Origin of the sequence: Microvirga soli, from assembly GCF_016734765.1 — a bacterium.
Classification (GTDB): Bacteria; Pseudomonadota; Alphaproteobacteria; order Rhizobiales; family Beijerinckiaceae; genus Microvirga; species Microvirga soli.
This window is the reverse complement of sequence record NZ_JAERQE010000007.1, coordinates 47,012-66,737: the sequence shown is the minus strand read 5'-3', so window position 1 is coordinate 66,737 and position 19,726 is coordinate 47,012. Positions and strand designations below refer to the sequence as shown.

General features: G+C 66.4%; 22 protein-coding genes. 13 read left to right on the top strand and 9 right to left on the bottom strand.

Translation table 11 applies throughout. The features are described from left to right. Window positions 1-4: 4 nt before the first annotated feature. The 11 genes from JKL45_RS08805 to JKL45_RS08755 all read left to right on the top strand — a co-directional run bounded on the left by JKL45_RS08805 (window position 5) and on the right by JKL45_RS08755 (window position 11,069). Window positions 5-496: a cupredoxin domain-containing protein gene (locus JKL45_RS08805; RefSeq protein ID WP_201860742.1), complete on the top strand. Its 492-nt coding sequence runs from the start codon at window positions 5-7 to the stop codon at window positions 494-496. Window positions 497-537: 41 nt separating this feature from the next. After that, on the top strand, window positions 538-837 hold the full coding sequence (locus JKL45_RS08800; protein ID WP_201860741.1) for a copper-binding protein: 300 nt from the start codon (window positions 538-540) through the stop codon (window positions 835-837). A gap of 79 nt (window positions 838-916) precedes the next feature. Next, window positions 917-1,897: a copper-binding protein gene (locus JKL45_RS08795; RefSeq protein ID WP_246498406.1), complete on the top strand. Its 981-nt coding sequence runs from the start codon at window positions 917-919 to the stop codon at window positions 1,895-1,897. 118 nt (window positions 1,898-2,015) lie between these two features. Continuing rightward, a complete protein-coding gene (locus JKL45_RS08790; RefSeq protein WP_201860740.1) occupies window positions 2,016-2,546 on the top strand; it encodes a hypothetical protein in 531 nt (176 codons plus the stop codon). Next, window positions 2,540-3,880 (top strand): adenylate/guanylate cyclase domain-containing protein, encoded by a 1,341-nt coding sequence (locus JKL45_RS08785; protein WP_201860739.1) that lies wholly within the window; start codon window positions 2,540-2,542, stop codon window positions 3,878-3,880. The genes JKL45_RS08790 and JKL45_RS08785 overlap by 7 nt, the downstream gene beginning before the upstream one ends. Next, window positions 3,877-4,314, top strand: coding sequence for a YqaA family protein (locus JKL45_RS08780; RefSeq protein ID WP_201860738.1), 438 nt, complete (start codon window positions 3,877-3,879; stop codon window positions 4,312-4,314). The genes JKL45_RS08785 and JKL45_RS08780 overlap by 4 nt, the downstream gene beginning before the upstream one ends. 168 nt (window positions 4,315-4,482) lie before the next feature. Then, window positions 4,483-6,243, top strand: coding sequence for a DUF3141 domain-containing protein (locus JKL45_RS08775; RefSeq protein ID WP_201860737.1), 1,761 nt, complete (start codon window positions 4,483-4,485; stop codon window positions 6,241-6,243). A gap of 62 nt (window positions 6,244-6,305) precedes the next feature. Next, window positions 6,306-8,708, top strand: a complete 2,403-nt coding sequence (locus JKL45_RS08770; protein WP_201860736.1) for a heavy metal translocating P-type ATPase — start codon at window positions 6,306-6,308, stop codon at window positions 8,706-8,708. 679 nt (window positions 8,709-9,387) lie between these two features. Next, entirely contained in the window at window positions 9,388-10,392 is a 1,005-nt protein-coding gene (locus JKL45_RS08765; protein ID WP_201860735.1) for a YVTN family beta-propeller repeat protein, read from the top strand. 147 nt (window positions 10,393-10,539) lie between these two features. Further along, window positions 10,540-10,776 carry a DUF2933 domain-containing protein gene (locus tag JKL45_RS08760; protein WP_201860734.1) on the top strand — a complete coding sequence of 79 codons (237 nt, stop codon included), beginning with the start codon at window positions 10,540-10,542 and terminating at the stop codon, window positions 10,774-10,776. Beyond that, the gene (locus JKL45_RS08755; RefSeq protein ID WP_201860733.1) at window positions 10,773-11,069 is read left to right on the top strand and encodes a hypothetical protein; all 297 of its coding nucleotides are present in this window, start codon (window positions 10,773-10,775) and stop codon (window positions 11,067-11,069) included. The genes JKL45_RS08760 and JKL45_RS08755 overlap by 4 nt, the downstream gene beginning before the upstream one ends. Window positions 11,070-11,323: 254 nt before the next feature. On the opposite strand, the gene JKL45_RS30455 is transcribed toward JKL45_RS08755, so the two are convergent. The 3 genes from JKL45_RS30455 to JKL45_RS08745 all read right to left on the bottom strand — a co-directional run bounded on the left by JKL45_RS30455 (window position 11,324) and on the right by JKL45_RS08745 (window position 14,763). Beyond that, a complete protein-coding gene (locus tag JKL45_RS30455) occupies window positions 11,324-11,446 on the bottom strand; it encodes a hypothetical protein (RefSeq protein WP_281401746.1) in 123 nt (40 codons plus the stop codon). Between the two features lie 260 nt (window positions 11,447-11,706). After that, window positions 11,707-12,201 carry a Cu(I)-responsive transcriptional regulator gene (gene cueR / locus JKL45_RS08750; protein ID WP_201860732.1) on the bottom strand — a complete coding sequence of 165 codons (495 nt, stop codon included), beginning with the start codon at window positions 12,199-12,201 and terminating at the stop codon, window positions 11,707-11,709. 12 nt (window positions 12,202-12,213) lie between these two features. After that, entirely contained in the window at window positions 12,214-14,763 is a 2,550-nt protein-coding gene (locus JKL45_RS08745; RefSeq protein WP_312896931.1) for a heavy metal translocating P-type ATPase, read from the bottom strand. Between JKL45_RS08745 and JKL45_RS08740 the strand changes: the two genes are divergently transcribed. Further along, window positions 14,756-14,902, top strand: a complete 147-nt coding sequence (locus JKL45_RS08740; RefSeq protein WP_201860858.1) for a hypothetical protein — start codon at window positions 14,756-14,758, stop codon at window positions 14,900-14,902. The two genes, JKL45_RS08745 and JKL45_RS08740, sit on opposite strands and share 8 nt — an antisense overlap. A gap of 64 nt (window positions 14,903-14,966) precedes the next feature. Next, on the top strand, window positions 14,967-15,236 hold the full coding sequence (locus tag JKL45_RS08735; RefSeq protein ID WP_201860730.1) for a heavy-metal-associated domain-containing protein: 270 nt from the start codon (window positions 14,967-14,969) through the stop codon (window positions 15,234-15,236). Between the two features lie 40 nt (window positions 15,237-15,276). Here the strand turns inward: JKL45_RS08735 and copM are convergent, their stop codons facing one another. The 6 genes from copM to JKL45_RS31105 all read right to left on the bottom strand — a co-directional run bounded on the left by copM (window position 15,277) and on the right by JKL45_RS31105 (window position 19,720). After that, complete coding sequence (copM, locus tag JKL45_RS08730) at window positions 15,277-15,780, bottom strand: CopM family metallochaperone (RefSeq protein WP_201860729.1); 504 nt, start codon at window positions 15,778-15,780, stop codon at window positions 15,277-15,279. 179 nt (window positions 15,781-15,959) lie between these two features. Next, entirely contained in the window at window positions 15,960-17,255 is a 1,296-nt protein-coding gene (locus JKL45_RS08725; RefSeq protein ID WP_246498404.1) for a calcium-binding protein, read from the bottom strand. Window positions 17,256-17,524: 269 nt separating this feature from the next. Next, complete coding sequence (locus tag JKL45_RS08720) at window positions 17,525-17,857, bottom strand: four-helix bundle copper-binding protein (protein WP_201860727.1); 333 nt, start codon at window positions 17,855-17,857, stop codon at window positions 17,525-17,527. A gap of 684 nt (window positions 17,858-18,541) precedes the next feature. Then, on the bottom strand, window positions 18,542-18,865 hold the full coding sequence (locus JKL45_RS08715; RefSeq protein ID WP_201860726.1) for a hypothetical protein: 324 nt from the start codon (window positions 18,863-18,865) through the stop codon (window positions 18,542-18,544). Between the two features lie 40 nt (window positions 18,866-18,905). Continuing rightward, complete coding sequence (locus JKL45_RS31110; protein WP_312896930.1) at window positions 18,906-19,385, bottom strand: SDR family oxidoreductase; 480 nt, start codon at window positions 19,383-19,385, stop codon at window positions 18,906-18,908. Between the two features lie 32 nt (window positions 19,386-19,417). Beyond that, a complete protein-coding gene (locus JKL45_RS31105) occupies window positions 19,418-19,720 on the bottom strand; it encodes an SDR family NAD(P)-dependent oxidoreductase (RefSeq protein WP_312896929.1) in 303 nt (100 codons plus the stop codon). Between the last annotated feature and the right edge of the window lie 6 nt (window positions 19,721-19,726).

Here is a 19,726-nt window from a genome sequence, read left to right as displayed (position 1 = left end):
GACAATGAAGGTTCGTCTACACACTCTCATGGGCGCCGTCGCGGCGCTGGCGCTGTCAGCCGGGCTGGCGCTTGCCGGCCCCGGCGAGGCCGGCCACAGCCACAGGTCGTTCGCGGCCGGCGAGCCGGGCGACCCGAAGAAGCCCGTCGCCCGTACCATCGAGGTCTCCATGCTGGAGACCGAGGACGCGAAGATGCTGTTCGAGCCCAACAAGGTCGAGATCAAGCGCGGCGAGCAGGTGAAGTTCGTGCTCAAGAACACCGGAAAGGTCGACCATGAGTTCATGCTCGACAGCGTCCAGAACAACGCCAAGCACAAGGTCGCGATGGAGCAGAACCCGGATATGGAGCACGACGACCCGAACGGGAAGCGTCTCGCGCCCAGCGCCTTCAACGAGATCGTCTGGCGCTTCACCAAGGCCGGCACCTTCGAGTTCGCCTGCCTGATCCCGGGCCACTACGAGTCCGGCATGAAGGGCACCGTCGTCGTCAAGTGACGGCGCGATCTCTCCATCACCACACGTAACAGGAATATTCCATGAAGCGCATCAACTTCGCCGCCGCTGCCCTGACCGCCGCGCTCGCCCTTTCGGGAGCGGCGTTGGCCCAGGGAACGCCGACCGTGTCCGGCACGGTCGAGAAGGTCGACACCGCCCAGGGCAAGATCACCATCGACCACGGTCCGATCCCGAACCTCAACATGGATGCCATGTCCATGGTGTTCCGCGCCCAGGATCCGGCCCTGCTCAAGGACGTGAAGGCCGGCGACAAGGTCCAGTTCACCGCCGACCGCGTGAACGGCCAGATCTCCGTCACCTCGATCAAGAAGGGCAAATAACGCCCCAGTCGCCCCGCAACCGGTGCCCGAGACCCACCGTTGCGGGGCGGCCCCTCCCTCTGTCCAGCGAGAGACTGCCATGAAACTCCTGACCACCACCCTCACCGCCGTCGGGGCCCTGCTGGCCATCGTCGCCATTGGCCCGGACCGTCCTGCACAGGCGCAGCCCGCCAAGGGTGCGCCTGCCGCCTACGAGCGCGTCCGCGAGGTCATGGACGACCGCTTCAAGGACATGAAGCTCGCCGGCGATCCCGACAAGGATTTCGCCGCGCTGCTCATCGCCCACCACGAGGACCTGATCTTCCTCGCCCGGACGCAACTGGAGCACGGCGCCGACGAGCAGCTCCGCCGGGTCGCGCAGAAGATCCTCGACGAGCAGCAGAAGCAGATCTCCGAGCTCAAGGAGTGGCAGGTCCGCAACCGTCAGGCGGACTATCGCGCCCGATTGGACCAGCCGCCGCACGGGTCCGGGCCGCTCGACCAGAAGGGTGCGTCAGCACCGGCCCCGCAGGTTCAGGCCGCCGCTCCGGCGCAACCCGCCGCGCAGCCCGCCGCAAGCAATCTCCCGATGGTCTCCGGCACGGTTGAGAAGGTGGATGCCGGTGGCGGCAAGGTCACCATCGACCACGGCGCAATCCCGAACCTCAACATGGACGCCATGACGATGGTCTTCCGTGCGCAGGACCCTGCCATCCTCCAGGGTGTGAAGGAAGGCGACAAGATCCAGTTCCAGGCGGACCGCGTGAACGGCCAGATCTCCGTCGTCAGGATCGACACCGGCAGGGCCCAGGCGGCCCCGACCCGGCCTGCGGCTCAGCCGGCCGCCGCGACGAACCTCCCCACGGTGTCCGGCACGGTCGAGAAGGTCGACACGGCCCAGGGCAAGGTCACCATCGACCACGGGCCGATCCCGAACCTGAACATGGACGCCATGACCATGGTGTTCCGGGCGCAGGATCCGGCGGTGCTCAAGGGCGTGAAGGCGGGTGACAAGGTTCAGTTCCAGGCTGACCGGGTGAACGGACAGATCTCCGTCGTCACCATCCGCAAGGGCCGATAGCCACGAGACTCCGTCCGGTCCCAACCCTGGCGGATCGTCGTCGGCCGCCGCGCTTTCGGAGTCGCCGCGGCGACCGGCGACATCCAATAACAACAACAAGGAAACCTCTATGCATTCGATGAAGCGGTTCGTTGCCGTCGGGGCGGCTGTTGCGACGATGGCAGCCTATTCCATCCTGCAGCCTTGCTCCGCCAAGGCTGACGACGAGGGAGCCGTCTTCGGCGATGTCACGGTCACGCAGGTCGCCGCCACCCCGGCCCGGGCCGGTGAAACGGCCATCGTCACCTTCTCGGTCGAGAACTCCGGAGAGGACCGCGTTCTGATCACGGGGCTGCGCCTATCGGATGGGGAGCCGTCGCGGATCATGGGATCCTTCGGCCAGGGACACACCGGCGAGATCGGGACGCTGCCGGTCAGGTCGGGCGCCACGGAGAGCCTGGATGGCCGCAAGGTCTGGATCGAGGTCGGGCCCCTTGCCCGGGACCTTGAGCCGGACACGACGGTTCCGGCGCGCCTGGTTCTCGGCTCCTATGAGAGCCCGTTGACGCTCCATGTCGGTCCCGTCGCCACCGGCTCGACCCGGAGTGCCGGTCCGGACACCGCAAGGATCGCCGACAGGTCCCCGGCGCAGCCACGCACCGGATGCTGAACCTCATCCGCCGCCGGGATCTGCGCCCAACGGAGAGCGAAGGCCCGGACAGGCCCGTCCCCGGTCGGCACCCGGCCGGCGGGCTGCCCGAGCACCTGGAGAACGACTTCGACCGCCGGGCCCTAGTGCCGCGGCTTCTGATCCTGGCCATCCTCGGGGCGGGCGCCTTCCTCGAATACGGCCATGGCCACCGGGAAGGCCACTGGATCGTGCTGGTGATCTACTGCCTGACGACGGTCGTGCTGGCCTTCGCGTCACGCTTTGCCGTCGGCGGCCGCTGGCTGCCGTGGACCGCCACGATGACCGACGCGGCGCTGGCGGTCTATGTCATCGCCGACCACCTGCCGCGCGATGCCCACGATCTCTTCCTCGCGACGGACGCGGTCAGCCTGCTGCCGGCCATTCTCCTCCTCATCCAGACGGGAATGCGCTTGCGCCGTGATCTTGTCGCCGCCTTTGCCGGGATCGTGGCCGGAGGTTGGCTCGCCTCGCTTGCCCTGCTCCTGTTCACCGGAACCTTTGAAGCGGCCGGGACCACGCCTGCCTTCGCGTTCCGGCAGACGCTCGGGTTCCTGTCGTTCGCCGTTGCGGCGGGCTTCGTCCTCTACGCGGTGCATCGAACCCGGCTGGCCTGGGCGGCCGTGCTGAAGGCGCGATGGGACCGGATGCTCCTGTCGCGCTTCCTGCCCGAGGGGATCGCCGCCGAGGTGGTGGCCAGCGCGGAGACGGCGGAGGTCGCCGAGCGCCATGCCTGTCTGCTGGCGGTCGACATCCGCGGCTTCTCCGCGCTGACCCGGGAACGGCCGGGTCGCGAGGTCATCAATGATTTGATGGCGTTCCGGCGCTTCGTCCACGACGCGGTCTCACGCCACGGCGGCATCGTCGACAAGTACCTGGGGGACGGCGTGCTCGCCGTGTTCCTCGACGGCTCGCCCGAGGAACAGGCGGCTCGGGCTTTCGACACAGCCAACGAGATCCTGCGCCCCCTGAACACCTGGAGAAGTCATGACGAGATGCCGTCGGGCACCCACGTCATCGCCACGCTCCACTGCGGCTTTGTCCTCGCCGGCGTCTTCGATGACGGACGCCGCGCCGAGTTCACGGTGCTCGGACCCGCGATGAACGCCCTGCCGCGGATGGAGCGGCGGTCCAAGCAGGCCAACCTGGGCGTCGTCGCCTCAAAGCGGTTCCTGCGGCTTCTGACGCCCTCCCGACGCGCCCGGCTCGATGCCCGCTCGGTCGAGCGGCGCCCTGGCGATGAGGACGTGCCAGACATCCTGTCCGTCCGTTTCGTTGGAAGCGAGGCAGCCTGCCAGGAAGGAAACGCCCGTTGAACCACCTCCTGGAATATGGCGGACTATTCGCGGCGGCGTTCCTGTCCGCGACAGTCCTGCCGTTCCAGTCCGAGGTCGTGCTGTTCGGGCTCCTGGTCTCGGAGCACTACACGTGGTGGCTGCTCGTGATCGTGGCGAGCGTCGGCAACACGTTGGGGTCGGCGGCGAACTGGCTGCTGGGGCGCCTGCTCGCCACCTTCGAGGACCGGCCCTGGTTCCCGCTCAAGCGCGAGTCCATTAAGCGGGCCGAAGCTTGGTATCACCGCTACGGTCGCTGGTCGCTGCTTCTCAGCTGGGTGCCCTTCATCGGCGATCCGCTCACGATTGTTGCCGGCGTGCTGCGGGAGCCGTTTCCAGTCTTCATCGCCATCGTGGCCGTGGCCAAGGCAGCCCGGTATTTCGCCGTGGTGGCCCTGACGTTCGGATGGTTCTGAAGATGACACTGATTGCGCCACGTCAAGGCGATGGCGCTCCACCTGGGCTATTGCATCACCGATGAAAGGGTGAGGACCATGGCACTGAGCAACCGGACAGCGACTGAAACTCGGCCACGGAGGAAGCCGCAGGCGAGGCTCCGCGTCGTTGACGGATCTCCCCTCGGAATGCACACCCCGGTCCCGCCTGAGCAACCGGAAACCATCAGATCCCTGGCCGGACCGGATCCCGCTCTGGTTGATCCGGCAACCGCATTGCGGGACTTCGCGGCCTACACCAGGGACCTTGCCGAACGCTCGGTTCTGTTCTGGGACACGCTCCGGCAGCGGGCCGACAACATGCTGGCGCATGAGCGGGCCGGAAAGCCGCCCCTGCTGGATTTCGACTACGAGGTCCTTCTCGACGCCCACCGCTTCGAGCGTCCGACCAACTATTCCCTGCTGCGGATCACCCGGGTTGGCGAGGATTGCCTGGCCGACTGCCTCGATACGGAGAAGCCACCGGTTGTCGTCTTCGATCCCCGCGCTGGGCATGGGCCCGGGATCGGCGGCTTCAAGCGCGACTCCGAGGTCGGCCTGGCGCTCCGGGCCGGGCACCCGGTGTACTTCGTGGCGTTCGGGCCAGAACCTGTTCCGGGCCAGACCCTGCTCGATGTCCTGCACACGCTCCGGCGCTTCGTGGAGGAGGTCGCCAGCCGTCATCCGGGCCGAGCGCCCATCCTGTACGGCAACTGCCAGGCTGGATGGGCGATCACGATCCTGGCCGCGGACTGCGCCGGCCTGGTCGGTCCAGCGGTCCTGAACGGCTCGCCCCTGTCCTACTGGGCCGGGGAGGCGGGCATCAACCCGATGCGGATCGCCGGCGCCTTCGTCGGCGGCGCCTGGCTCGCCCATCTGCTGGGCGATCTCGGCCAGGGGCGGTTCGACGGCGCCTGGCTCGTCCAGAACTTCGAGAACCTCAAGCCGGAGGCGGTCTGGGAGAAGTACGCAAACCTGTTCGCCCGCATCGAGACCGAGCGCGAGCGGTTCCTGGAATTCGAGCGCTGGTGGAATGGCTTCTACTTCCTGAGCCGGGAGGAGATCGTCGCCATCGTCGAGAACCTCTTCGTCGGCAACCGGCTGGAGGAAGGCCTCGTGCAGGTCTGCGGCGGCTGCCATGTCGACCTGCGGCGGATCAGGAACCCGCTGGTGATCTTCGCCTCCTACGGGGACAACATCACCCCGCCGCACCAGGCGCTGGGCTGGATCCCTGCGGTCTACGCCACCACCGAGGACCTGAAGCGGGCCGGGCAGAGGATCGTCTATCTCACCAACCCGCACATCGGGCATCTCGGGATCTTCGTCTCCGCCAAGGTGGCCAACCTGGAGCACCGAACGATCCTGGAGAACCTCCCCCGGATCGGGGAGCTGGAGCCAGGTCTTTACGAGATGCGGATCGGATCTTCCACGGCAGGCATCGAACAACAGATCACCCGCGAGGTTACCTTTGAGGAGCGGCGCGTCGAGGATCTCGACTTCGAATATCCGCGCCGCTCGTTCGAGCGCGTGCGGGAGATCTCGGAGGTGAACGAGGCGGCCTACCGGACCTTCGTGAGTCCCTGGATCAGGGCCGCTGTGACGCCCTGGTCCGCGGCCATGGCCGAGGCGCTGCATCCCATGCGCGTGAGCCGCACGATGTTTGCCGAGACCTTCAGCCCCTGGATGCGGGGCGTCCGCATGCTCGCGGCGATGGAACAGGAACATACGGCGCTCCCGCCGGAGAACCCGTTCAAGGCGGCCGAGGCGGCCTGGATCGGGGACGTGACCCGCATGATCGAGGCCAGCCGGAGGATCCGGGATGCCTGGGCCGAGCGCCTGTTCGAAACCGCGTTCGGCGGAGGGCTCTCCTCCCCGGCACCGACCCGCAGGCACTCTGACCAGGACGCTTGACCTTCCCATCGTGGGAAGCCTTAGGCTTCCCGTTCCCATAAAGGCATCAGCGGAGAACCGCCATGACCCACAGCCCGACCACCAAAGAGCACGGCCATCAGGGCCACTCCCATCACGATCATGGCGACCATACGGGACACCACCTTCACCACCATGAGCCCACGGCGGATGCCGGGAAGGTGAAGGATCCGGTCTGCGGAATGATGGTCGACCCGCACCAAACCACACACCGGGCGCAGTACGAGGGCAAGCCGTATTATTTCTGCTCATCCGGCTGCCAGTCGAAGTTCATGGCTGAACCCGCCAAGTACGTTGAGCCGGCAACAGCCCGGAAGGCGGAGGCCGTGTCCGAGGGCACGATCTACACCTGCCCGATGCATCCCCAGATCCGCCAGGCCGGGCCCGGCTCCTGCCCGATCTGCGGCATGGCGCTCGAACCCGTCCTGGCCACCGCGGAGACGGGACCCAGCCACGAGCTCGTCGACATGACGCGCCGCTTCTGGATCGGCCTCGCCCTGTCGCTGCCCGTGGTGGCGTTGGAGATGGGTGGCCACCTGACCGGCCTCGGCCATTACATCAGCCAGCAGACCTCGAACTGGATCCAGATGCTGCTGGCGACCCCGGTCGTGCTGTGGGCCGGCTGGCCCTTCTTCGTGCGCGGTTGGCAGTCGGTCGTCACGCGCAACCTCAACATGTTCACCCTGATCGCCATGGGCACGGGGGTGGCGTGGGTCTACAGCATGGTTGCGACGCTGGCGCCCGACATCTTCCCGGCGGCCTTCCGCGGCCACGACGGTGCGGTGGCGGTCTATTTCGAGGCGGCATCCGTGATCACCGTCCTCGTGCTGCTGGGGCAGGTTCTGGAGCTCCGCGCACGTGAGACCACAAGTGGCGCCATCCGCGCCCTGCTCGACCTCGCGCCTAAGACGGCCCGCAGGATCCTCCCCGACGGCACGGAGCAGGAGGTCCAGCTCGACACCGTGCAGGCGGGTGATCGCCTGCGGGTGCGCCCTGGTGAGAAGGTCCCGGTGGACGGTGCGGTTCTGGAGGGGCGCAGTTCCGTCGACGAGTCGATGGTGACCGGCGAGTCGATGCCCGTGACCAAGGATGTCGGCGCCAAGGTGATCGGCGGCACCATGAACCAGTCCGGCGGTCTCGTCATCGAGGCGCAGAAGGTCGGACGCGACACCATGCTGTCGCAGATCGTCCAGCTCGTGGCCGAGGCCCAGCGCAGCCGTGCGCCGATCCAGCGCCTGGCCGACCAGGTCTCCGGCTACTTCGTGCCGGCCGTCATTGGGGTGGCCGTGCTCGCCTTCATCGCCTGGGCGATCTGGGGGCCGGAGCCGCAGCTCTCCTATGGCCTCGTGGCCGCCGTGGCGGTGCTGATCATCGCCTGTCCGTGCGCGCTGGGTCTGGCCACGCCGATGTCGATCATGGTCGGCGTTGGGCGCGGCGCCGGGGCGGGCGTGCTGATCAAGAACGCTGAGGCGCTGGAGCACATGGAGAAGGTCGACACGCTCGTGGTCGACAAGACCGGCACCCTCACCGAGGGCAGGCCCGCCGTGACGGCCATCGTGCCGGCACAGGGCTTCACCGAGGCCGAGGTCCTGCGCCTGTCGGCCAGCGCAGAGCGCCCGAGCGAACACCCGCTCGCCCTGGCCATCGTCGAGGCGGCCGATAAGCGGGGCATCGCGACCGCCCCGGTCTCGGACTTCGACTCTCCCACGGGCAAGGGTGCGCTGGGCACCGTGGAGGGCCGCCGCGTCGTGCTCGGCAGCGCCAAGTTCCTGGCGGAACACGGCATCGACGTCAGCCCTCTCGCCGGGCAGGCCGACAGGCTTCGCGAGGACGGCGCCACCGCGATCTTCGCGGGCATCGACGGGCAGGTGGCGGGCGCCATCGCCATCGCCGACCCGGTGAAGGCCTCGACGCCCGAGGCGCTGGCCGGCCTGAAGGAGGAAGGCATCCGCGTCGTGATGCTGACCGGCGACAACTGGACGACCGCGAGAGCGGTGGCGCGCCAGCTCGGGATCGACCAGGTCGAGGCCGAGGTCCTGCCCGACCAGAAGAGCGCCGTGGTGGACAAATTCAAGCGCGAGGGCCGCGTGGTCGCCATGGCGGGTGATGGCGTCAATGACGCTCCGGCACTCGCTGCGGCGGATGTCGGCATCGCCATGGGCACCGGCACCGACGTGGCGATGGAAAGCGCGGGCGTCACCCTGCTCAAGGGCGACCTGACCGGCATCGTGCGGGCGCGGCGGTTGTCGCGGGCCACCATGCGCAACATCCGCCAGAACCTGTTCTTCGCCTTTATCTACAACGCTCTCGGCGTGCCTGTGGCCGCGGGCGTGCTGTACCCGTTCTTCGGCATCCTGCTCTCGCCGATCATCGCGGCCGCCGCGATGGCCCTGTCGTCGGTCAGCGTGATCGGCAACGCGATCCGTCTCCGCGCAGTGCGACTGTGATGGCCAGACCGGGCGGGTCCGCTCAGGATCCGCCCGGTCCTTCCCGCAGTTTGACTTGGCGCAATGTTTCGTCCGCCCCGGCAGGTTAGGGTCTTCATCAACCCGATGCGCCATGCTGCGACCCGGCAACCGGCGCGAAGTCCATGGCCCCTGTGCCGGCTCGAAGAGATGAACTGGTTCCGGAACATATCCTGGCTTGTGCTGTCAGCCATGCTCCTGCTGGCGGCGACCACGATTGCTCTTGCCGGTCGGCAGGCTGCCGCCCCGGATCCATCGCTTCCGGCGCACACCGCATCTCTGTCTTCAAACCATTTTGATCATGATAACGCCGGCCCGGCCGTTGATCCCCACCGTGGGAACACACCGGCAGAGGGTGCCCACGTCGCCAGCACGGTGGGCGGACTGCCGTGCGATGCGGCCTGCCCTGTCGGCCCTTCGGGCTGCGGTCCGGCGCCGTTGGCCTCCCATGCTGGCAGCCTTCTTCAAAGAGACGCCGGAACGGTTTGCATCCGGCACAGGGATGACCTGATGCTGTCCGGGCTGGATCCGGATGCACAACTCAGACCGCCCAAGCCCATCGCGTGACACTCCTGAATCCTTGGCTTCCGGGCGCTCCCCGAGGATGCGTCCCCAGCAAAGACCAAGGGCCGCTTCAACCGAACTCCAGAAGGACAACGCGATGTCCACACGCACATTTCAGATTGCACTCGCCCTCACGGTTTCCCTCGCCGCCGCCGGCGCCCGGGCCGACACGATCTTCGTCGCCAACGAGAACGGGCAGAGCGTCTCGATCATCGACACCGAGACCTCCAAGACCGTTACGGTCCCGATCCCGATCTCGCCGCACAACGTCGACCTCACCCGGGATGGCCGGCTTCTGCTGGCGACGGGCATGGCGGCAGGCGGCTCCGGGGGCCATGCCGCCCACGGCGCGGCGGGCGGTGGCCAGCTCGTTCTCATGGACGTGTCGGGCAGCGCGCCGGCCTCGCCGACCGTCGTGACGGTGGGAGGACACCCGGCGCACGTGGTCCCTGACGCTCAGGGGCGTTTCGCCTACCTGACCGATGCCGAAACCAACTCGGTGGTGGTGGTCGATCTTGCCGCCCGCAAGGTTGCAGAGCGCATCCCCGTGCAGAACTATCCGCACGGCCTGCGCCTGTCGCCAGACGGCAGCCTGCTGGCTGTCGCGAACATGAAAAGTGGCACGGTCTCCTTGGTGGACCCACGCAACCCGGAGAAGGTCGAGCATGTCGCCGTCGGCGAACGCCCGGCCCAGGTCGCGTTCGACCCGAGCGGCCGCGTCCTCGTGGTCTCCCTCAACGGCGAGGACAAGGTCGCCATCGTCGACGTCGCCTCCCGCAAGGTGCTACGGAAGGCCTCCGTCGGGCGCGGGCCGGTGCAGGTCTTCGTCACGCCGGACGGCAAGGCCGCCCTCGTCGCGAACCAGGGCTCGGCGGCGAAGCCGGACAACCGGGTGTCGGTGATCGCCCTGGGGACCGGCAAGCCGGTCAAGAACCTGACGGTCGGCAAAGGCGCCCACGGCATCGTGATCGACCCCGACGGAGACACCGCCTACGTCACCAACACCTACGCGAACACCATTTCAGCGGTCGATCTCGACACTCTCTCGGTCGGAAAAGCCTATCCGGTCGGAAAGGGACCGAACGGCATCGCGGCCCGCTAGGCCTCATCGGAATGGATGGCGGGCCGGGCAGGCGGATTTCGAGACCTTGCCCGGCACCACCGGGCGCAAACCTGGCCTTGAGCGAAATCAAGGCAGCCTTCGCGCCCAAGGTTCAGAGTCAACATCGTCCTGATCGGGAGATCTCACATGACCACCACGCCAACGGTTCCGTCAACGCCGCCCAAGACCTGGAGGACACTCCTGGTCGGCACCCCCTTGGGATGGGCCCTCGCGCTCGTGGTCGCCGCGCTCGGCGTCTACCTCTTTGTGAGCCACACGGGTCACGTCGTGGCCGCCCTGCCCTACCTCATCTTGATGGCCTGCCCGCTGATGCACCTGTTCATGCATCGGGGCCACGGCCATCACCACGGCAAGCGCGAGTGACCGTCGCCAGGCCTGAGCGGCTGCGGCTGGCCGAGCTCACGTCGGGCGTAGGCGCGGTCGTCCTCGGCATTGGGCTTGGGGTCTTGGCTGCCGACCGCCTCGACCGCGTCGGCCTCCCGCTCCTGCTGGTTGGCGCGGCGGTCCACGCTTGGGGCATGTTCGACAAGCACCGGCTGGAGCGCCAAGCCGACGCCCCAGATGCTTGGTGGGGACCTGTAGCCTACTGGTCCTGCTGGGGGCTCCTCGGGATCCTTGCGGCCGGTTTCATGTTGCGCCTGGCAGGCGTGATCTGACCTGGCTCGCCAGTGCCTGATCAGCCGGGCGAGCCGGCCTCACACTTGAACTCGTCAGCCTCACGCCTGCGAAAGGGCTGGCAGCGGACGTTCATGGAGCTCGACCTCAGACCGTACTTTGACCCCAGACGACCTTCCTCGGGCGCTTTCCGATCTGTGCGTCGAGAGGGATATTGCCTTCAGGCTTGATTGGCTCAGATAAGAAGGAAGCGGAGGCTGGATCCGACCCAGCCCCCGTCCGACCCTAGAAACGCTTAGCGCTTCTTCGGTGTCTTGATGGTCTCGACGACATGGGTCTTAGGCTTTGCCTTGGCTTCCTTCACCGTAGTGAACTGGCCATTCCCAGCGTCTCGACCGATCTTGCGTGTATTCGACATTCGAATTCACCTCCTTTCCCGAGCATGAGCCCGCCTCTAAAGGCTTTGTGCTTGGGTCTGGATGTGAGCGGATCACGCGATGGGAAAGGTACCCTAGGCCTGTCTGGTTTGCATAGGTCCTTCGCGCCCAAGCCTTTGCAACGCAGCGACCTCAGCTCCGCTCACCGCCGCGCAGATCCGACACTTCAACGAGGTGCGGAGCTATGACAGCCCTCACGCCCAGGCAAGGCCGGTCAGGCCGCTGAGTACGTTCGCCGGGATCAAGCGGTTACAGGACGGCGGAAGGACCGGATCTGCGTCCCCGCATCGCGAGGCTTACGAACCTTTGCGCGATTGACCTGCGCATCCTGGTCCGTTTCCCCGGCACCCGGCGTGGCCAGGTCATCGAGGATCGGGCAGTCGGGACGCTCATCGCCATGGCAGTGACTTGCCAGATGGCGCAGCGTTCGCGTCATGGCCTGGAGCTCCGAGATCTTGGCCTCCAGATCGCTCACGTGCCGCATGGCGAAGGACTTCACGTCGGCGCTCGCGCGGCTCTTGTCGCGCCACAAGGCAAGAAGATCGCCGGTCGCTTCGACCGAGAAGCCCAAGTTCCGCGCTCGTTTGATGAAGCGCAGGTCGTGGACGTCGCGCTCATCGTAGTCCCGGTAGCCGTTCTCGCGTCGGGCCGCCTTGGCGAGCAGCCCGATGGACTCGTAGTAGCGGATCATCTTGGCCGAGACGCCCGAGGCCTCGGCGGCTTTTCCGATGTTCATCTTCACCTCCCCTTATTCCGCCGGCGCCAGGCGGGCCGGCACCGTCCGTGATGTCGTGTCGCCTGCCGGAAGCGGCGGCACGAAGCGGCGCAGGCGCAGGGCGTTCGTGAGCACGCTGACGCTGGAGAACGCCATCGCCAGACCGGCGAAGATCGGCGACATCAGGATCCCGAACACCGGATAGAGCGCGCCGGCCGCGACCGGGATCAGCACCACGTTGTAGCCGAAGGCCCAGAACAGGTTCTGCTTGATGTTGCGGATGGTCGCCTGCGAGAGGGCAATCGCGTTCGGCACGTTGCGCAGGTCCCCCGACATCAGCACCACGTCGGCGCTCTCAATGGCGATGTCCGTGCCGGTGCCGATGGCGAGGCCGACATCCGCTTGCGCCAGGGCCGGCGCGTCGTTGATGCCGTCGCCGACAAAGGCAACGCGCGCCGCTCCGTCGGCCTGGAGCCGCTTCACCACGTCAGCCTTGTCGGTGGGCAACACTTCGGCCACGACCTCGTCGATGCCGAGCTGCCGGGCGATGGCATCCGCGGTGCGGCGGTTGTCGCCGGTGACCATGACGACCCGCGCGCCGACGCGATGCAGGGCCTCGATGGCCGCCGGGGTTGTCGCCTTGATCGGGTCGGCGACCGCGATCACCGCGGCGAGCCGACCATCGACGGCGGCGTAGAGCGGCGTCTTTCCGTCGTCGGCAAGGCGGGAGGAAACGTCGCCGAACGCGGTGATGTCCACGCCGATCCGGCGCATCAGGCGGTCGGCCCCGACAATCACCCGATGTCCCTCAACCTCGGCCCGCACACCGAAGCCGGGCTCGGCCTCGAACCCGCCGGGCGGCGGCAGGTCGACGCCCCGCTGCCGCGCCGCCGCCACGATGGCTTCGGCCACCGGGTGCTCCGAGCGCGTCTCCACGGCCGCCACCAGACGCAGGACGTCGGCCTCGGCAAAGCCGGGCGCGACGGCGATGTCGGTGAGCTCGGGGCGGCCCTTGGTCAGGGTGCCGGTCTTGTCGAGGGCGACGATGTTCGCGTCCTTGAGCGCCTGGAGCGCCTCGCCACGGCGGAACAGCACGCCCATTTCGGCGGCCTTGCCGGTTCCGACCATGATCGAGGTCGGGGTGGCCAGCCCCATGGCGCAGGGGCAGGCGATGATGAGCACCGCCACGGCATTGATGAGGGCGTAGGTCAGTGCCGGCGAGGGCCCGAAGGCGAGCCAGGCCAGGAAGGTCAACGCGGCCACGCCGATCACCGCCGGCACGAACCAGGTCGTGACCCGGTCCACGATGGCTTGGATCGGCAGCTTCGAGCCTTGGGCCTCCTCGACGGTGCGGACGATCTGCGCCAGGAGGGTGTCGGCGCCCACCTTGGTGGCGCGGAAACGGAACGCACCGGTCTTGTTGATCGTGCCCCCGACGACCCAGGCCCCAACCGCCTTCTGCGCCGGCACCGGCTCACCGGTGATCATCGACTCGTCCACATAGGACGCGCCCTCGATCACCTCACCGTCGACCGGGACCTTGTCGCCCGGCCGCACGACGACGACGTCGCCCGGCCGCACCGCCTCGACGCCGACGTCGATCTCCTGGCCATCGCGCAGGATCCGGGCGGTCTTGGCCTGCAGGGTCATGAGCCGCCGGATGGCCTCGCTGGTGCGTCCCTTGGCGCGGGCCTCGAACCAGCGCCCAAGCAGGATTAACGTGACGATGACCGCCCCAGCCTCATAGTAGGTGTAGTCGGTGCCTTCCGGCAGAAGCCTAGGCGCGAACGTCGAGACCACCGAGTAGCCATAGGCGGCGGTCGTTCCAAGCATCACCAGCGAGTTCATGTCCGGGGCGCCGCGCACGAGTGCCGGCCAGCCCTTGACGTAGAACCGCAGGCCCGGCCCGAACTGCACCAGGGTCGCCAGGAGGAAGGACAGCATCCGGATCGTGCCGTCGCCGAAGTTTCCGGCCAGGAAATGGTGAACGTCCTCGAACAGGTGCGATCCCATCTCGAAGACCAGCAGCGGCAGGGTCGCGACGGCGGCCAGGATCACCGACCGCCGCAGGGAGGAAAGCTCCGCCTCGCGGGCCGCACGCTCCCGGTCTGTCTGCTCCGCACCGCTGCGGGCCGGCTCCGCCTCGTAGCCGGTTCTCTCGACCGCGGCGATGAGCGCGCCGCCCATGGTGGAGCCGCCCAGGGCACGAACCGAGGCCCGCTCGGTCGCGAGGTTCACCGTGGCGTCGAGCACGCCCGGAACCGCCTTCAGCGCCTTTTCCACCCGTCCGACGCACGAGGCGCAGGTCATGCCGGAGATCTTCAGGTCGATGGTGTCCGCAACAGGCTCGTACCCGGCGTTGCGGATCGCCTCCGCCAAAGGCCCGACATTGGTCACGCCTGGCCTGAAGGAGACATGGGCGCGCTCGGTTGCCAGGTTGACGTTGGCCGCATCCACGCCGTCGACGGCACGAATCGCCTTCTCCACCCGCCCCACGCATGAGGCGCAGCTCATCCCCTGGATCGGGATGTCGATGGTCGCCCCGGGGGCGGAGGATTGCTTCGCGGATGTTTGAATGGCCACTTTCGTCTCCTTGGAGAACTGTCTGGCAATCCGTATAGACCTTTCCATGATGGGAAGGTCAAGCCATCCGTTGATGACTTTCCGCGGTGTCGGTGCCCGCATCGGGATCAACTCGCGCGGCACCGAAGAAACCCCTTGACCTTACCACTGTGGGAAGGTGCAGACTTTACAGATCGTCAACACACAAACGGAGCGATGACACCATGTGCGGATGCAGCACCCACCAGTCCCAGGCCGATCAGACCGCGTCCCATCATCCGGACGCGCTGACCCTGCGGGTCGAGGACATGACCTGCGGCCACTGCGCCGGTACCATCACGAAGGCCATCGAGACGAAGCTGCCGGGGACGCAGGTGCAGGCTGACCCGGCGACCAAGCTTGTCTCCGTCAGGGGAGCCAGCGACGTGGCGGCGATCAAGGAGATCGTGGCCGCAGCCGGGTACACCCCCAGCGACGCGCCGGCCCACGCCTGACCTGGGAAGGAGCCCCCCCGCATGCGGGGGCTCCTTTCCCTTACTGGCTGCCTTCCTTGGCTGCGTTCTTCTTCAGCCAGTCCTTCATTTCGGCGATCTCCTTCTCCTGATCATTGATGACCTTCTCGGCCATCTTCTTGGCCTCGGCATTGTCGCCGGTCTTCAGGACGACGCGGGCCATGTCGATGGCGCCCTGGTGGTGGGGGATCATCCCGCAGACGAAGGCGACGTCGGAGTCCTTGATCATGTGGGCGGCCATCATGGGACCGTGCATCTTCATCATGGTGTCCATGTAACCCTTCTGGGCCTCGTTCATGTTCGCCATCATGCCCTGCATGTTCTGCATCATGCCTTGCATGTCCATGCCCTGCATCATCTGGCCCTGGCCGCCAGCCTGCGCCGCCGTCCGGCACTCCTCCGGCAGGCTGTCGGCCGACATCGCCATCTGGCCTCCTGAGGGGTGCTGCATCTGGGGCTGCTGTGCGAATGCCGGCGTCGCCAAGGCAAGAACGCCGGCAATGGTGGTGGATAGCAGGTGCTTCATCTGAGATCTCCAACAGTGTGACTGACCAGGATGGGTCCCGTTGGGCCCACCATGGATGTTGCGCCGCGATCCTGCGGCAGCTCTCGGGGCAGACGGCCGGCGTGTTGGCGGCAGTTCCGCTGACCGATGGGCGTGCCGGGAGACTGGATCCGCTCCCGGCCTGTTCGAAAAGGCTCGGCTTATACTAGGAGGTAGCCTCCAAGGGACGCGGTCGCGACCGCGTCCTCTTCAAAGATCAGTGCGGAGCCTTCACTGGTGATCGCAGGGTCATCGATGAATTCTCCCTCCCTCGCGTCATCGGCGTTGAACATGAAATCGTCCTGGGCCATCTGTTCTTTCGAGAGGCCGACCAGGAGGATCGACCCTTCCGCTTCGGCGTCCTCATCAGTGTTCCAGCTGACGAGCACGCCCGCATTGCCGTCCTGCGTGGTGTCCGCAACGGTGACCTGACCAGGGGTGATGTCGCGCAACGCGAGATGATCGAATGCGCCCGGGCCGGCATCGAAGCCGCCGACCACGACATCATTACCGCTGTCAGGGGCGACGATGAAGGCATCGGCCCCGTCACCGCCGTCGAGGGTGTCATCCCCCATGCCGCCTTCCAGCATGTCGTGTCCCGCACCTGCAGCGACACGGTCGTTGCCCGCCTCACCCATGAGAGTGTCGGCCATCGCACCGCCGAAAAGCTGGTCGTCGCCATCCTCGCCCTTCAGATGATCCATGCCGTCACTGCCCATGAGGGTGTCGCTGCCTGCACCGCCGCGCAGGTCGTCGTCACCTCCCTTGCCGGAGAGCTGGTCGTCACCCTCCAATCCGACGAAGTAGTCGCGCTTGGACGTGCCGAGGAGCGTGTCGTTCTGGGCACCGCCGAACTCGATGTTGAAGTCATCGAAGCGGAACCACGCATCAGGACGCTCGTCCGCACCGAGAGGGGATGGCGTGAGCGCCTCGCCTTCGTCCTTGATGAACTCCACGGCTGTGACCCGGTCCGCGTCGGCGCTTGTCGGCTGGATGACTTTGCGGTCGTCAGCGAACATGAAGTCGTCCTGAGCCAGCTCGTCCTTCTCGACGCCTTCGAGCACCACAGAGCCTTCACCGTCGTTCCAGCTGATCAGGACACCGTGGTCCGTATCTTCGAAGCGAAGGTCCACCGGCTCGATGTCGCGGATGGCGAGGTGGTCGAGCATGCCGGGACCTGCGTCAAAGTCCTCGATGACGTCATGGCCGCTGTCCAGGGAAATCACAAAGGCATCGCCGCCGGGACCACCAACCAGGGTGTCGTTACCATCGCCACCTTCGAGGTCGCCGTGGCCGACGCCTTCGTTGAGGTAGTCGTTTCCACGGCTGCCCCGGAGACCATCGGCTTCAGAGCCGCTGATGAGAACATCGTGCCCATCCCCTCCATCGAGGTGATCCATGCCGGCATCGTCCCACAGGAAATCGTTTCCCTTGCCTCCCAGGAGGTCGTCGTCCATGCCTCGTCCGAACAGGAAATCGCTTCCACCCCGGCTAAAGGCGAGGTCCTGCCGTCCGGTGCCAGAGTGCAGATCTAGGTGGTTCCGGCCGATATAGAGGTTCACATCGCCGAACGTTTCACTCGTGGCTCCACGGTGCGGTGAGTTTTCCGAAGAATGATCATTGCGCTTGTGTGTCATAGGAGTGGTCCTGTGTTGCTTGAGGCAAGGGACGACCCAAGTTGAAGTGGGTCGTCCCGCACAGCGGGCCGACGTCGGCCCAATAGAGATTACGCCGCCATTTTACGGCAGCTCTCGGCGCACCGGCGGCAGGCTTCAACGCAGTCCTGCATGTCGCCGACCTGCTCACATGATCGGGCGCACTCCTCGCAGATCTCGGCACATTCCCGGCAGGTATGCTTGTGGTGCGGCGAGTTCATCAGCATGAAGTTAGCTGAGGTCTTGCAGATCTCGGCGCAGGCCATCATGAGCCGGAAGTGGCCAGGCTCCACATGCTGGCCACCCTGCTCCAGGCAATGGGTCATCGCCATACCGAAGCAGGATTGGTAACAGCGCAGGCATTCATCGATGCAAGACTGCATCTCGGGGGACATCTGGTGCATGTCTATCTCCAAGGCTGGAATAGGCGTCCGCGTGAGTTGCGGCATGGCTGGGGGACGCCGGATCGTGTGCCTAGCCGCTCGCTAAGAATGGTCCTGGCCGACAAGCCTACATGACGGAACGGCCGGTTGGGCGCAGGCGCGCGATCACACCGGGGGTGCAGGTGTTGATGCGCGGAAATCACGCGAGCTTGGGAGGACGGTCGAGACCAGACGGAGATTCGGGCAGGGGAATGCGATCTCCCACAACCGGAAGCGGAGCGGAGAGAGGCAGGGACCGTGCCGGGATGGCCAGCGAAGGGATGACAGCCATCGTACAGGCGGGATGGCAACAAATCTGTCCTGCCCCATGAGCCTTGGCCGGAGCGGAATGTCTGTGGTCCGCTCGGCCGTGCATCGCGTGCCCGTGCTCGCCCTGCACAGCTTGAGCATGCACTGTCGGATCTTGGATGGCGGCTTGGGCGTTCCCATGCCACGACGCGCTCACGGGCGCGATGGCAACCATCGCGATCAGGAGGCGGGTCAGCATGAAGCGAAGCACGTTGGCCACGGCACCGTCCGTTGCAGGAGTCGTGGCGGCAACGACAGCCCATCCAATTTGTTCCCCTGTCATGCTTGAACAGGCCACGTTCGTCCGGCCCAAATGTTGTGCAACTGCCGCGCAGCATTTCTCTCACCCTTTAGGTTTCAGCTTCGGTGAGCAGCATGCTTGTCGCCCAAAGCGAGTTTGCGGGCACTGTTGGCGAGAGCCAGATGGCTGAACGCCTGCGGGACGTTTCCGACCTGCCGCCCACCAACCGGACCGTACTCCTCTGCCAGCAGTCCGATGTCGTTGCGCAGGGCCAGCAGGGGCTCAAACATTTGAAGAGCCTCCTCGTGGCGGCCCTGCAGGACGAGGTTGTCGACCAGCGCCTGCCAGAACGCCTCCGTGTCACGCATGGCAGCCAGCGGGTCTATCACCTCAGGGGGCGGAAGATGGGACGGGCCGTAGGAGAGGACGAAGTGGACCATCTCGCCCTCAGAGTCCGTGAACTCGCCAACATTCTCCTGCCTAGCCGTTCTCCTGGAAACTCGGATAGAGCGTCATCCCACCATCGACGAAGAGGGTGGTGCCGACGACGTAATCGGAGACGTCTGAGGCCAGCCACACGGCCGCTTTGGCGATATCCTCCGGCTCCCCAACCCGGCCATAGGGGATCAGTTCGAGCAGCTTGCGCTCCGCCTCAGGTGTTTCCCAGGCCTCTTGGTTGATCGGGGTCTTGATGGCGCCCGGCGCAATGCCGTTCACCCGGATGCCGGCCTGGGCAACCTCCTGGGCCAGGCTTTTCATCATCAGCATCACCCCGCCTTTGGAAGCGGCGTAGTTGACGTGCCCCGCCCATGGGATGACCTCATGAACTGAGGACCTGCAGATGATCTTCCCCGCCGCCCGCGAGACCGACGGGTCCGAACCTGGGCCAGGAACCGGCGCACCGCCTCGCGGGCGCACAGGAACTGACCGATGAGGTTGACGTCGATGACCCGCCGCCATTGGTCCAGCGTCATCTCGGCAAAGGGGGCGTCCTACTGGATACCGGAGTTCGCGACCAGGATGTCGATGCGGCCGAATGCGTCGCCGAACGCATCGAACATCGTGCGAACCTCATCCTCGCTCGCCACGTCGGCCTTGAGCGCCATGGCCTCGCTACCGGCGTCATAGATCGCCTCGACGATCCGCTCGGCTTCCTCGGGGTTCGAACGGTAGTTGACGCCGGTGGCGGCTCCGGCAGTGCCGAACGCAGTGGCGATAGCGGTGCCAATGCCGGAGCTGGCACCCGTGACAAGGGCCTTCTGGCCACGAAAAGGAAAGTGGGCATCAAAGGTCATGGGCAC

Coding starts and splice junctions, on each gene's coding strand:
- JKL45_RS08805 (WP_201860742.1), top strand. CDS start 5: ATGAAGGTTCGTCTACACACTCTCATGGGCGCCGTCGCGGCGCTGGCG.
- JKL45_RS08800 (WP_201860741.1), top strand. CDS start 538: ATGAAGCGCATCAACTTCGCCGCCGCTGCCCTGACCGCCGCGCTCGCC.
- JKL45_RS08795 (WP_246498406.1), top strand. CDS start 917: ATGAAACTCCTGACCACCACCCTCACCGCCGTCGGGGCCCTGCTGGCC.
- JKL45_RS08790 (WP_201860740.1), top strand. CDS start 2,016: ATGAAGCGGTTCGTTGCCGTCGGGGCGGCTGTTGCGACGATGGCAGCC.
- JKL45_RS08785 (WP_201860739.1), top strand. CDS start 2,540: ATGCTGAACCTCATCCGCCGCCGGGATCTGCGCCCAACGGAGAGCGAA.
- JKL45_RS08775 (WP_201860737.1), top strand. CDS start 4,483: ATGCACACCCCGGTCCCGCCTGAGCAACCGGAAACCATCAGATCCCTG.
- JKL45_RS08770 (WP_201860736.1), top strand. CDS start 6,306: ATGACCCACAGCCCGACCACCAAAGAGCACGGCCATCAGGGCCACTCC.
- JKL45_RS08765 (WP_201860735.1), top strand. CDS start 9,388: ATGTCCACACGCACATTTCAGATTGCACTCGCCCTCACGGTTTCCCTC.
- JKL45_RS08760 (WP_201860734.1), top strand. CDS start 10,540: ATGACCACCACGCCAACGGTTCCGTCAACGCCGCCCAAGACCTGGAGG.
- JKL45_RS30455 (WP_281401746.1), bottom strand. CDS start 11,446: ATGTCGAATACACGCAAGATCGGTCGAGACGCTGGGAATGGCCAGTTC.
- cueR (WP_201860732.1), bottom strand. CDS start 12,201: ATGAACATCGGAAAAGCCGCCGAGGCCTCGGGCGTCTCGGCCAAGATG.
- JKL45_RS08740 (WP_201860858.1), top strand. CDS start 14,756: ATGGCCACTTTCGTCTCCTTGGAGAACTGTCTGGCAATCCGTATAGAC.
- JKL45_RS08735 (WP_201860730.1), top strand. CDS start 14,967: ATGTGCGGATGCAGCACCCACCAGTCCCAGGCCGATCAGACCGCGTCC.
- copM (WP_201860729.1), bottom strand. CDS start 15,780: ATGAAGCACCTGCTATCCACCACCATTGCCGGCGTTCTTGCCTTGGCG.
- JKL45_RS08725 (WP_246498404.1), bottom strand. CDS start 17,255: ATGGACGACGACCTCCTGGGAGGCAAGGGAAACGATTTCCTGTGGGAC.
- JKL45_RS08720 (WP_201860727.1), bottom strand. CDS start 17,857: ATGCACCAGATGTCCCCCGAGATGCAGTCTTGCATCGATGAATGCCTG.
- JKL45_RS08715 (WP_201860726.1), bottom strand. CDS start 18,865: ATGGTCCACTTCGTCCTCTCCTACGGCCCGTCCCATCTTCCGCCCCCT.
- JKL45_RS31110 (WP_312896930.1), bottom strand. CDS start 19,385: ATGGCGGCGGGTCATCGACGTCAACCTCATCGGTCAGTTCCTGTGCGC.
- JKL45_RS31105 (WP_312896929.1), bottom strand. CDS start 19,720: ATGACCTTTGATGCCCACTTTCCTTTTCGTGGCCAGAAGGCCCTTGTC.